The organism is Streptomyces wedmorensis (assembly GCF_000716445.1).
Lineage (GTDB): Bacteria > Actinomycetota > Actinomycetes > Streptomycetales > Streptomycetaceae > Streptomyces > Streptomyces wedmorensis.
The window spans coordinates 20,072-32,586 of record NZ_JNWK01000074.1; the positions used below are offsets into that span (position 1 = coordinate 20,072).

Below are 12,515 nucleotides of genomic sequence, written 5' to 3' on the forward strand. Positions count from 1 at the left end.
GAACGATCAGGCGACGGGCGCCGCTCCCGGAACCGACGCGGGCAGGGAGAGCGCACCGGGCGCCGGCGGTGACGGCGGCGGCGACGAGGGCGAGGACAGCGACGACAGCGACTGCCCGGCCGAGGACGAGGCCGGCTGGGCGGGCGACTGCTCCGCCGAGTCGCTCGTCAGACCGGCCGAACCGTCCGTCGCGGGCCCGTCCGTCGCGGGCCCGGACTCAGGGCTCGACGATTCGTCCGACGGTGACGAGGAACCGGTCGAGGCCGAGTCGGACGGCGACGTCGGCGACGACGTCGACGCGGAAGGGGAGAGCGTCGACGGGCACGGCGACGGGGTGACCCCGTTGCTCGGCGACGGCTTCTGCGTGCCCGTCACCGTCACGCACGGCACCGGGGACAACGGGGAGACCGAAGGCGACGTCAGGGACGGGGAAGGCGAGGCCGACGTCGACGGGGACACCGACGGCGGCGGGGGAGGCGGCGGCGTGGGCTTGTCGTGCCGGCCCGTGTCGCCGTGCTGCCGCGCGAACCAGCCGTCGTCCTGGGGGTCGTACACGATGAAGACGTTCACGACCGTCACCGACGGCGCCACGACCACGAGCTGGGAGGAGTCGTACCCCTGCCACGGCGTGCCGGTCGTCCTCGGCTGCTTCTGAGCCACCGGCTCCGTCAGCGGATTGCCGCAGGCGCAGCGCACCCGGGGCACCCCGCGGCCGTCGACCATCACGGCCGTCCCGGACTGGAGCACCGCCTGGTAGGTGGTGGCCGAGCCGTCCCGGAAGCCGTGGTTCGTCACGCGGGTGTCGACCCGGAGCTGGAGCGGGGTCAAGGAGCGCAGATAACCGGGCACCGAGTCGGCGGAGATGCCGATGACCGAGGCGAAGGCCGCGTTCTTCGCGGGCTCGCCTGAGAGGAAGCGCACCTGCTGCTCCACGTTGCAGCTCGCCACCGACTGCGTCCCGCCGTAGAGGCCGGGTGTCGACCCCCGTACCTCGGGAGTGGTCGACCCGGTACGCGGCGGCAGCGAGGCCGGCGATGCGGAGCCGCCGCCGGGGCGGGCCGTCGAGGCCGTGAACGGGTCGGGGCCCGAGGCGGAGGCGTTCTGCAGGAAGACCTCGCCGCCGGAGCCGGACGCCGTGCCGCCGTCGTCGGGCCGGTTGGTGAGGACGACGGCCAGGGCCACGGCCGCCACCACGGCCGCGGTGACCGAGGCGACCTTCGGGACGGAACGCCACCAGGGGCTCTTGCCGCCGCCCCGGTCGGGGCCGCCGTCTCCGGAACCGCCACCGGACGGGCCGCCTCCGCCCGGGCCGCCGCCTCCGCCCGAGCCGCCCCCGGAACCGCCGTGCGGAGGTCCGGAGGGCGGAGGCGGGGGTCCACCGGTCCCGGGGCGTGTACTCGGGCCCGACAGGGGGCCTGAGGGGGGACCAGCGGGAGGAACCGACGGGGGGCCGGACGGCGGGTGGGAAGTCACTTTTTTCCCTTTCTTCCGTTCCGGGGCCATTGTGTGCGCCGACCGGGGTCCGCCCGCAAGCGGAACCGTGACCCTCCGCGAAGGCAGCACCTCCGGGCGGTCCCCGGCAGCACCCCTCCCCGCCTCGCCTCCACCGGCACGGCGGACCGCGGACCGCCGTCGCCGGTACTGCGGACCGCCGTCGCCGGTACTAGCGTGGTCAGGGTGAGCAGTCGGCTCCCCACCTCCACGCGGCCCGCCGCGTCCAACGGGCTCGTCGCCCGCATCGCGGTCCAGGCCTTGGCGGCCGTGGTCGCCGGATACCTGGCGATGGCCGTCACCGCCGGGCTCGGACTCTGGGCCGCGGGCGCCGCGGACCTGCCGGGCGGCTTCACCGCCGTCCTCGCCGCGGTCGTCGTCATGGCGGCCGGCGGCAAGGTCGAGCTCTCCGGCGACGCAGGCTCCCTGGCCGGCACCCACGCCGAACTGACCGCCATGCCCCTCACCGTCACCCTGGTGGGCGCACTGGTCACCGGCTTCTGCTTCCTGCGCCCGCTGCGCCACCACGCGGTGGCGGGCACCCGGGAACTCCTGGTCCGCGCGGCGAGCGTGGTCGTCCTCTGGCTGGCGGCCCTCCTCGGCCTCTCGGCCCTCGCCCGGCACGACTTCCCGATCACCATCGGAGTCGGCGACGAGGGACAGAACCCCCTGACGGACCTGTTCGGCGAGCTGCTCGACGCCGTGAACCCCACCGTGGGCTTCCGCACCGACGTCGGGCCGACGCTCTTCTACGGGCTCCTGTGGATCCTCGGCGTGCTCGCCGTCGCCCTCCTCGTCTCCCGCCGTACGCCCCTGCCGCCGCGGCTCGTCCGCTACCACGAACCCGTCCGCCCCGCCGCCTTCGCGATGCTCCTCCTGCTCCTCGCGTACGTGGCGGTGGGCCTGGTCATCGGGATCGTCGTCGCCGCGACGAAGGGACACGCGGCGGAGACCCTCGCCGTCCTCCTTCTGGGCCTGCCGAACGTCTCCTGGCTCGCCCTCGGCGTGGGCATCGGCGGCTCCTGGCAGGGCAAGGTGGAGGGCCCCTTCGGCCTGCCCATGCCCCAGGTACTCGACGGCGTCCTGCGGGGCGGCGGCGACAGCCCCGACCTCTCGACCGTCGACCTGTCCTCGCTCGCCGAGCAGGACGCGCGCGCGTGGTGGCTGCTGCCCATCGCCGCCGTCCTGCTCCTCGCCGCGGCCTTCCTGGCGGCCGTACGCTCTCCCGCCCGCGTACGGCTCTGGCAGCACTCCCTGCACCTGGGCATCGCGTTCGCCCTGACCATGCTGGTCGTCACCCCCCTCACCCTGGTCGAGGCCCGCTTCGGCCTCTCCATCCTGGGCATCGGCGACCTGGACTCGCTCGGCGGCGAGGTCGTCCTGCGCCCCGACGTCTGGAAGACCGTCGGCCTCGCCCTCCTCTGGGGCCTGGTCTTCGGCTTCCTCGGCGGCCTGCTCGCCACCCGCGTCCACCGAAAGGGCGAGGTGGCGGCACAGCCACCGAAGTGACCGGGCCGGTCAGGTCCTACGTCTACGCCGCTCACAGCTCCCGGAACACCGGCCGGGCCCACGCCGGCGGGTCGAGCGGCGGCCCGAGCACCGGGGGGCCCTTGGTCACGGCGGGGCCGGTGCCACCGGTGACGAGAACGGACCGCAGGGCGGCGACGAACTCCAGGCAGGTCCCGTACCGTTCCTCGGGCGTCTTCGCCAGCGCCTTCGCGAAGACCGCGTCGGCGGCTTCCGGCAGCCCGGGACGGACCTCGGAGAGCGGCGGCGGGGGGTCGTACTGCTGGGCCCAGAGCACCGCCCAGTCCGTGTCACGGCGGAACGGCGGCGCCCCCACGAGGGTCTCGAACACCACGCACGCCAGGCTGTACACGTCGCAGCGGCCGTCCACCGGCTTGCCGGAGATCTGCTCCGGGGCCACGTAGTCGAGCGTGCCGACGAACTCGCCCACGGTCGTGAACCCGGTCAGCGACAGCGACTTCTTCGTCAGCCCGAAGTCGGTCAGGTAGACGTGCTCCGGGTGGTCCCCGTCGGTGCCCTCGGCGACCAGGATGTTGCCGGGCTTCACGTCCCGGTGGACCAGGTCGTGCGCGTGCGCCGCGTCCAGCGCCGAGGCCACCTGCACGGCGATGCGGCACGCCGTCACGGGCGGCAGCGGCCCCTCGCGGTCGAGCAGGGCCACCAGGTCCTGCCCCGCCACGTACCGCATCGCGATGTACAGGACGCCCTCCGTCTCACCCGCCTCGAAGACCGGCACGATGTGCGGGTGGTCGATCGAGGCGGCGACCCGCGACTCGTGCGCGAAGCGCTTGCGGAACGTGTCGTTGCGGGCCAGCTCGGGGGCGAGCAGCTTCAGCGCCACCGTCCGGCCGAGCCGCAGGTCCCGTGCCCGGTACACCACGGCCATGCCGCCGCGCCCGATCTCGCCCTCCACGCGGTAGCCCGCGATCTCCTTGCCGAGGAGCCCCGAGGGCCGCCCCGCCGGGAGCTCGGCGTCGCTCCTCGCACCGCCCGCCATCACGCGTCACCCGCCGTCTCCGGCGGCCGCACCACCTGGGTCGGCGGCGGCCCGGCCGCCGCGGCCGGGTCGACCTGGGGCACCACCTGCGTCGGCTCGTATCCGGCGGGCGCGGCGGCGGGCCGCTCGCCCTCGGCGGGCCCGGCCTCCGCCGGCCCCGCCGAGGGCGGGAAGGCCTGCGCCGCCGCCGAGGGCGCCGCCGACGCGGCGTACGTGCTCAGCCCGAGCCCGTCGCAGTACACCCAGCGCTCGTGCTCCGCGTCGTACAGCCACACGGACTCTCCGTCGACGACCATGCCGACGCGCAGGCCGCGGGTCCGCAGCCGGAAGTTCTCGCCGTCGAGACGGCCCGCGCCCAGCTCCTCCGCCGCCCTCCGGTACCGGCCCAGCGCGTCCTCGGCGCGCGCGATCAGCGGCCGCGGGTCGGCGGTCCTGGCCAGTGGCCGGCCCGCCGCCGGAGGATCGTCGGGCACGCTGACGAGCCGCCGCGCGTCGACCCACGCGGTCCAGCCGTTGGAGCACAGCACCCGCCCCCAGTCACCGGACCGCTCCTCCAGACGCACCGGCAGGAAGGCGTCGAGCGGCGACGTCGGCAGCCCGGGGTCCGGCGCCTCCCAGGCGGACAGTCCGTCGCGCGGCACGACGTGGGTGGGCCGGAAGTCCGGCACGTAATCGGGTACGGGAAAGCTCACGGACCCTCCTCCGCTACGGCGACGCCCGCGGCCCCGCCTCCGCTGCGCGGGAACTCACGGCCCCGTCCCTTCCACGGTGCCCCCCTCGGCCTACTTCCGCATGACGACCGGCTCGTGGCGGCGCAGCAGCCGGGCCACGACGAAGCCGAGGACGAGGCAGATCACCACCAGCATGCCCATGTCGAACAGCCAGGCCTGCGCGGTGTGCTCCATCAGAGGGTCGGCCGTCTTGTCGCTCGGCGCGACCTTCCCGATGTCGATGGTCGCGCCCATCGCGGCGAACGCCCACCTCGACGGCACCAGCCAGGCCAGCTGCTCCAGGACGGGAGTGCCGCGCACGGTCAGGAGCGCGCCGCAGAACACCACCTGCACGATCGCGAGGAGGACGAGCAGCGGCATCGTCACCTCCTCCTTGTGCACGACCGCCGAGACGAGCAGACCGAGCATCATCGCCGTGAAGGCGAGCAGCGCCACGGCGAGGGTGATCTCCACCAGCGGGGGCATCAGGACGCCCTTGCCGCCGGGCACGTTCAGCGGCACGCCGATCAGCGCCACCAGGGTCAGGACCACGGCCTGCACGACGGTGATCAGCCCGAGGACCACGACCTTCGAGGCGAGGTAGGCGGAGCGGGACAGGCCGACGGCTCTCTCGCGGCGGTAGATCGTGCGTTCCTTGACGAGCTCCCGCACGGCGTTCGCCGCGCCGGTGAGGACACCGCCCACACAGAGGATGAGCAGGACGTTCAACGTCGACTCGGGGTTGAGGCTGCCCTCGGACAGGGCCCGGGCCATCGCCCCCATCACGAACGGCAGCGCGATCATGATGGCGAGGAACGTGCGGTCGGCGGAGAGCGCCGCGGCGTACCGGCGTACGAGCGTCCGCAGCTGGGAGCCCCAGCTCTGCGCCTTCGGCGGCGGTCCGGGCTCGGCGGCGAGCGGGGCACCCGGCGCACCCCCGCCGACGCCGACACCGGTAGGGACGGGGACGTCCGGGCGGGCCGTCGCCTCCGCGATGTACCGGCGGTGGAAGCGCGACGACCGGTACTGCCCGGCCCAGTCGCGGTCCCGCTCGTTCTCGAACGCCTCGAAGGCCTCCGGCCACTGGTCGAAGCCGAAGAAGCCGAGGGTGTCGGAGGGCGGCCCGTAGTAGGCGACCCGGCCGCCCGGCGCCAGCACCAGCAGCCGGTCGCACACGTCGAGGCTGAGCACGCTGTGCGTGACCACCACGACCGTCCGCCCGTCGTCCGCGAGCCCGCGCAGCATGTGCATCACGGACCGGTCCATGCCCGGGTCGAGGCCCGAGGTCGGCTCGTCCAGGAAGAGCAGCGACGGCTTGGTGAGCAGTTCGAGGGCGACGCTCACCCGCTTGCGCTGGCCGCCGGAGAGACTGTGGATCGGCTGCCCGGCGCGCTCCACGAGACCGAGCTCGCGGATCACCTCGTCCACCCGGTCCCGCCGTTCGGACGCCACCGTGTCCTCAGGGAAGCGCAGCTCCGCGGCGTACCCGAGGGCCCGGCGGACGGTGAGCTGGAGGTGCAGGATGTCGTCCTGCGGCACGAGCCCGATGCGCTGGCGCAGCTCGGCGTAGTCCCGGTACAGGTCACGCCCGTCGTACAGCACCGTGCCCCGGTCCGCGGGCCGCTGCCCGGTGAGCGCGCCGAGCAGCGTCGACTTCCCGGCCCCGGACGGCCCGACCACCGCGAGCAGGGACTTCTCGCCCACGGGGAACGACACCTCGTCCAGGAGCGTCTTGCGCCCGTGGTCCACGGTCACGGCGAGCGACCGGACGTCCAGCGAGACCTCGCCGGTGTCCGTGAACTCGACCAGCTGCCCCCCGATCAGGCAGAACGCGCACCGCCCGACGCCCACGATGTCGTCCGGCGTCACCCGCGCGTCCACCACCCGACGGCCGTTGAGGAACGTGCCGTTGTGGCTGCCGAGGTCATGGATCCAGTACGTGCCGTCCGGGTGAGCCCGCAGCTCCGCGTGCCGTCGCGAGACGACCAGGTCCGCGACGACGACGTCGTTGTCCGGTGCCCTCCCGATCCGGATGCTGTGCGTGGGCAGCGGCCGCACGGACGTCGGCTGCCGGAACGTGCCGGTCGCGGCGGGGTGCGACACGGACGGCGGCCGGAGCCGGGCCTCCGCCGGCGGTACGGGCGTGGCCGCGGCGGCCGGTGAGGGGGTCCGCGCCGGCGCCGCGGCGGCGCGTGCCGGTTCCGCCAGGGGTGGGATAGGCGCCGACGGATCAGGGGCCGCGGGAGGCGGCGGGGCCAGGTCCGGGCCCGGGCTCGGCGGAGGGGCGGGCCACGGCGGGGCCGGTTCCGGGTTCCGCGGTGGGGCGGGCGGCGCGGGCTCGGGCGGCGGCACGGGTGGGGGCGCCGGCGTCGGGGCGCCGGCCGAGAGCACCGCGCGCGGGCCGTCGTCCGGGTGTGCGAACCGCACGACCGTCCCCGGACCGACCTCCTGGGGCAGGGCCACCCGGAGGCCGTCCGCGAAGGTGCCGTTGGTGCTGTGCTCGTCCGCGAGGGTCCAGTGGCCGCCCGCGGCGCGCAGCACCGCGTGGTGCCAGGACGCCCGGGCGTCCGCGAGCACGATGTCGCTGGTGGGGTCGCGCCCGATGCGGTATTCGCGGCTCGGGCTCATGCGCGTCGCGTCCCCGTCGATCTCGAGGACCAGATCGGGCGCCGCGGGCGCGACGGGCCGCTCTCCCATGCGTTGAATTTTATCCGCCGGTGCTGATCCCCGCCCGGGATGGAGGCGCCGGTAGGGTGGGCGTCCGCCGCGGGACGCGGCCCGGACGAAGGAGGGACCACCCGTGCCGAAAGGTGTCACCAGGAGGCGGCCCCGTACCCGCGCGGCGCTCCTGAAGGCCGCCCTGGAGACCTTCGCCGAGCACGGGTTCCACGCGACGACCATCGAGCAGGTCTGCGAGCGCGCCGGATACACGCGGGGCGCGTACTACTCGAACTTCGCCAGCAAGGAAGAACTCTTCCTCGCCCTCTTCGACGAGCACAGCGACCGGATCGTACGGCGGCTCGCCGAGTCCATCGACGCGCTGGCCGCGGAGGAGTACACCCTCGAAAGACTCGCGGAACTGGCCGCCCGCGTCGAACCGGACGAACGGGACTGGTACCTCGTCACCACCGAGTTCACCCTGCACGCCATCCGCGACCCGCAGGCCGCCTGGGTGCTCGCGCGCCACGACGAGCGGCTGCGGGCCGAGATCGCCCGCGGCCTCACGCTCGTCCTGCGCCGGGCGGGGCGCGAACTGACCGTGGACGCCGACCGGTTCGCGCGGCTCCTCATCGCCCTGCGCGAAGGGGGTCTCGCGCAGAGCTACGTGGAGCCGGACGCGCTCCCGCCGGGCAGCCTGGAACGCCAGTTCCTCACCCCGCTCCTGGAGGCGTCCACGAGGAGGATCCCCGGGGCGCCGCCCGGTCAGTCGAAGAGGTCCGGGTCGGACGCGGTGATCTGATCCCACAGCGGGCGCGCCTGGAACCAGCCGGCCAGGTGACCGCCGACCTGCCCCCGGGTGAGGAGGGCGGTCTCCCGGTCGATGAGCTGCGGGGTGCCCGCCGCCATCGCGAGCAACTGCGCCTGGCAGGAGCGCTCCATGGTGACGAACCACCAGACGGCCTCGGCGACCGAGTGGCCCACCGTCAGCAGCCCGTGGTTCTTGAGGATGACCGCCTTGTGCTCGCCGAGGGCCTTGGCCACCCGCTCGCCCTCCTCGCTCTCGTTCACCACGCCCCGGTAGTCGTCGTAGATGCCGTGGTCCTCGAAGAACGCGCAGGCGTCCTGGGTGATCGGGGCGAGCGGGACGCCGAGGCTGGAGAAGGCCTTTCCGTGCAGGGAGTGCGAGTGCGCGGCGGCGATCGCGTCGGGCGGGGCGGCGTGGACCTTGGAGTGGATGACGAACGCGGCCCGGTTCACGGGCCTGCGGCCCTCCAGGACCGTTCCCTCGTGGTCGACCAGGATCAGGTCGGACGCCTTGATCTGGCTGAAGCTCATCCCGAACGGGTTGACCCAGAAGGCGTTCGGGTCTCCCGGGTCCCGGACGGTGATGTGCCCCGCGACCCCCTCCGAGAAGCCGAACCGCCCGAAGATCCGGAACCCCGCGGCGAGTTGTTCCTTGCGGTACCGCCGCTCCTCCTCGACCGAGTCGAACGTCGGCGGCAGCGGCAGGACCACCCCTTCCGGCAGCGGTCCTACTGCGGCGGCCGGCGCGGGCGGCACGGTACTCATGGCGGCTCCTCGTCGAGCGAGCGGGTCGGGCACGGCGCGCCAAAAGATACAGAGACGTATCCGATGCGACAACGGACCGGACAGGAGGCGGATCTCACGCCCCCGGTGCGCCGAAACGGGCCAGGTAGTGCCAGACCCGCTTCACGTGCTGGGGGTCGTACCGGCCCGAACCGGCCGCCTCCTGCACGATCCTGGCGTCGAGTCGGCCGTCGACGGCGATGCGGGCGCCGAGCTCGACGTACTCGGGCCCCCGGAACTCCGGGTGGCGTCGCAGCTCTTCGACGGAGAGGCGGAAGCCGCCGTGCCACTCGACGGGACAGGGCAGCCGCCGGGCGGCCGCCTCCACCTCCGTGCCTCGGTGGCTCGGATCGAGGACGAGCGCCTCCACGTCGCGGCCGATCACCACCGGGCCGTGGACGTGCGACTCGACGTAGTCGTCCAGCGGGTCCTTGCCGTCGGCCTCGGCGAGCGCGATCAGGCGCATCCGGGACGCCACGCCGAAGTCGGCGGGCTCCAGGAAGCTGTCCGGATAGCAGAAGGTCGCCCGCTCCAGGGCGGCGGCCGTCAGGCGCAGATGGGCCGAGCCGAAACGGGGAGCGGCGCCGTACGGGCGGCGTCGGAAGTCGAGGGCGCCGTACACCGGGCGGGCGTCCGCGGGGGCCTCGTCGTACGCCCCTCCGAAGATGCGGCTCTCCCACCGGTGCCGGTCGCCGCCGGGGTGGGCGGTCAGCCCGCCGTTGCTGGTGCCGGTGACGAACTGGGACCGGTAGACGCCGTCGTCCGCCAGGCGGTCGAGGAAGTGCGGGTGGAAGTTGAGGGTGACCCGCAGGGCGGGGTCGAGCGCCCCGCCGCTCGACAGTCCGGCCACGTGGGCGAGGGCCCGCCGTGCGGGGGAGTGGTCGTCGAGGATGTCGATCGGTGTCATCCGGGCAGTGTGCCGGGGCGGCGGGACTTGCGGCACGGTGTTTTCGGTGGCTACGGTCGCCGGGTGGGAGAAAGCGCTTTCCATCGCTGTTTCCTCCCGCCGGCCTCTCTCGCCGTCCTTTCCCGCTGCCTCCTTCCCGCTGATCCGCCGCGTCCCCCGACCTGCTGCGGGCCCCCGCACTCGCCCCTGGAGTCCACCGCGTGCCCATCGACGACGTCCTGATCTACACCCGCACCACCGGCTACCGCCACGACTCGATCCCGGACGGCGCCGCGGCACTGACGGAGCTGGCGGCGGACCTCGGACGGCCGGCCGAGGTCACCGAAGAACCCGGCGCCTTCACCCCGGAGCGGCTGGCCCGGTGCGCCGTCGTCGTCCTGCTGTCCACGACGGGTAACGTCCTGACGGCCGAGGGGCGCAGCGCCTTCGAGGCCTACCTCCGCGGCGGCGGCTCACTCCTCGCCGTCCACGCGGCCGCCAACGCCGAACCGGACTGGCCCTTCTACGGCGAACTGCTCGGCACCCGCTTCGACGGCCACCCGGAGGTCCAGCCGGCCACGGTCCTCGTCGACGACCGTGCCCACCCGGCCGCGGCCCCGCTCCCGGACCGCTGGGACTGGACGGACGAGTGGTACAACTTCACCTCCGACCCCCGGGAGGGGCCGGACCCAGGGGTACGCGTACGGGTCCTCGCCCGCGCCGACGAGACCACCTACCACGGCGGCACCCACGGCCCCGACCACCCGCTCGTCTGGTGCCGTGAGATCGACCGGGGCCGCGTCTTCTTCACCGCGCTCGGCCACGCTCCTGAGGCGTACCGCGACCCCGTCTTCCGTGCCCACCTGGCGGGCGCGCTGACCTGGCTGACCGACTGACCGGGGGGCGTGTCCCGACGCATCCCCCTGATCGGTCGGCTGCGCCGCCGGCGCGTGAGGGGATGCCGGGTGAACGGGCGGCTCGTGGGCGGGCGTTGTGGGGGCGGGAGCGGCAGGGGTGGGCGTGCCGCGGCGCCCGGAGTCTGCCGAGTCGCCACCCGGGGTCTGTCGAGTCGCCACCCGGGAGGTGGTCCGGTGCGGGAGTGGGTCGGGTCCGCTCGGCGGTCCGCTCGGCCTGTCCGACCCGGCATCGCTCGACGTGTCCACGTGCGGGGGCCTGGCTGTTCGGCGCGCCCGTCGCCGACGCCGGGATCGTGGCGCTGCCCCGCCCGCGTTCTGACTCCGGTCGCCTGGGAGGCCCGGCCGACCACCGGCCGCCCCGGGTCGCTTCGCCCTCGCCGTCGGCCTGTACGCCGCTCTGCCCGCGCCCGGCACGGCGTGGGGTCGTGGCCCCGGCGGCTCGGGTGCCCATCGGGCCCTCGCCGCCCGGTACGTCCTGGGTCTCCCGTGGGTCCAGGGAAACCCGGGACGCTCCCAGGAACTCCCTCTTTGCATTTACCAGCGTCTGCAACTATTGTCTACGAAAGTAAGGAGCGCCTGCATCTGATGTTTCGGCTGTGGCGCCCGCGCAACCGGTGGGTCACCCCTTCCACCCGGTGCCGAGGCTCCCCGTTCGCGAGCCGAGGCGCCCCGTGGGGCCCACCCTCACCCTCGTAAAGGCACTGTCATGTCGCTCAAGGAAATCCTTCCCGGCCCCCTCGGCTTCGGCACCGCACCGCTCGGCAACATGTTCCGCGCGATTCCGGACGAGGAGGCGCGCGCCACGGTCGAAGCGGCCTGGGATCAAGGCGTCCGGTTCTTCGACACCGCTCCCTTCTACGGCGCAGGGCTGGCGGAGACCCGGCTCGGAGAGGTGCTGGCCGCCAAGCCCCGCGACTCGTACGTCCTGTCCACCAAGGTCGGACGGGTGGTCCTCGACGAGCACGAGACCGCCGCCCGCGACCTCGGGGAGAAGGGCGGGCTGTTCGAGCACGGCAACCCGAACAAGATCGTCCACGAGTGGACCGCGGAGGCCACCGAGCGGTCGATCGAGGACAGCCTCAGGCGCCTCGGCACAGACCGCCTGGACGTCGTCTGGGTCCACGACATCGCCCAGGACTTCCACGGCGACCAGTGGCTCCGGAAGTTCGAGGAGGCCCGCACGGGGGCCTTCCGCGTCCTGTCCCGCCTGCGCGACGAGGGTGTCATCAGGGCTTGGGGCCTCGGTGTCAACCGCACCGAACCCATCGAGCTGACCCTCGCCCTCGACGAGCCGCGGCCCGACGGCTTCCTGCTCGCCGGCCGCTACACCCTCCTCGACCACGGGCACGCCCTGCAGCGCCTGCTGCCCATGGCGCAGGAGCAGGACGTCGACATGGTCGTCGGCGGTCCCTACAGCTCCGGCATCCTCGCCGGCGGCACCCACTTCGAGTACCAGCAGGCACCGGCCGAGATCATCGAGCGCGTCGGGAAGCTCAAGGCGCTGACCGAGAAGCACGGCATCGGCATCAAGTCCGCGGCCCTGCAGTTCTCCCTCGCCCACCCGGCGGCCGCCGCCGTCATCCCCGGCGCCACGCGGCCCAGCCGTATCGCCGAGGACACCGCGGCCCTGGCCGAGACCGTCCCCTCCGCGTTCTGGACGGACCTGCGCGAGGCCGGCCTGGTCAGCCCCGCCGCCCCGCTCCCGAACAACGCCTGACACCCCCCCCCCCCCCGCCCCC

General features: G+C 74.0%; 10 protein-coding genes. 4 read left to right on the plus strand and 6 right to left on the minus strand.

Going from position 1 to position 12,515, the window contains the following annotated elements:
* Nucleotides 1–6: 6 nt before the first annotated feature.
* Nucleotides 7–1,473 (minus strand): DUF6777 domain-containing protein, encoded by a 1,467-nt coding sequence (locus tag OO54_RS36480; protein WP_399524704.1) that lies wholly within the window; start codon nt 1,471–1,473, stop codon nt 7–9.
* Nucleotides 1,474–1,668: 195 nt separating this feature from the next.
* On the opposite strand from OO54_RS36480, the gene OO54_RS36485 reads away from it, so the two are divergent.
* A complete protein-coding gene (locus OO54_RS36485) occupies nt 1,669–3,000 on the plus strand; it encodes a streptophobe family protein (protein ID WP_033211269.1) in 1,332 nt (443 codons plus the stop codon).
* Nucleotides 3,001–3,031: 31 nt separating this feature from the next.
* Here the strand turns inward: OO54_RS36485 and OO54_RS36490 are convergent, their stop codons facing one another.
* The 3 genes from OO54_RS36490 to OO54_RS36500 form a co-directional block, all read right to left on the minus strand.
* A complete protein-coding gene (locus OO54_RS36490) occupies nt 3,032–4,015 on the minus strand; it encodes a serine/threonine-protein kinase (RefSeq protein WP_033211270.1) in 984 nt (327 codons plus the stop codon).
* Nucleotides 4,015–4,707, minus strand: a complete 693-nt coding sequence (locus tag OO54_RS36495) for a hypothetical protein (protein WP_051787671.1) — start codon at nt 4,705–4,707, stop codon at nt 4,015–4,017. The genes OO54_RS36490 and OO54_RS36495 overlap by 1 nt, the downstream gene beginning before the upstream one ends.
* A gap of 90 nt (nt 4,708–4,797) precedes the next feature.
* Nucleotides 4,798–7,422 (minus strand): FHA domain-containing protein, encoded by a 2,625-nt coding sequence (locus OO54_RS36500; protein WP_033211272.1) that lies wholly within the window; start codon nt 7,420–7,422, stop codon nt 4,798–4,800.
* Between the two features lie 103 nt (nt 7,423–7,525).
* On the opposite strand from OO54_RS36500, the gene OO54_RS36505 reads away from it, so the two are divergent.
* A complete protein-coding gene (locus OO54_RS36505) occupies nt 7,526–8,185 on the plus strand; it encodes a TetR/AcrR family transcriptional regulator (RefSeq protein ID WP_033211273.1) in 660 nt (219 codons plus the stop codon).
* On the opposite strand, the gene OO54_RS36510 is transcribed toward OO54_RS36505, so the two are convergent.
* Together OO54_RS36510 and OO54_RS36515 are read right to left on the minus strand one after the other, a co-directional pair.
* Entirely contained in the window at nt 8,149–8,955 is an 807-nt protein-coding gene (locus OO54_RS36510; RefSeq protein ID WP_033211275.1) for a class II aldolase/adducin family protein, read from the minus strand. The two genes, OO54_RS36505 and OO54_RS36510, sit on opposite strands and share 37 nt — an antisense overlap.
* Nucleotides 8,956–9,049: 94 nt before the next feature.
* Nucleotides 9,050–9,880, minus strand: a complete 831-nt coding sequence (locus OO54_RS36515; protein WP_017237847.1) for a DUF3626 domain-containing protein — start codon at nt 9,878–9,880, stop codon at nt 9,050–9,052.
* Nucleotides 9,881–10,080: 200 nt separating this feature from the next.
* Between OO54_RS36515 and OO54_RS36520 the strand changes: the two genes are divergently transcribed.
* Nucleotides 10,081–10,755 carry a ThuA domain-containing protein gene (locus OO54_RS36520; RefSeq protein WP_033211276.1) on the plus strand — a complete coding sequence of 225 codons (675 nt, stop codon included), beginning with the start codon at nt 10,081–10,083 and terminating at the stop codon, nt 10,753–10,755.
* Nucleotides 10,756–11,482: 727 nt separating this feature from the next.
* Nucleotides 11,483–12,493 carry an aldo/keto reductase gene (locus tag OO54_RS36525; protein WP_033211278.1) on the plus strand — a complete coding sequence of 337 codons (1,011 nt, stop codon included), beginning with the start codon at nt 11,483–11,485 and terminating at the stop codon, nt 12,491–12,493.
* The last annotated feature ends 22 nt before the right edge of the window (nt 12,494–12,515 follow it).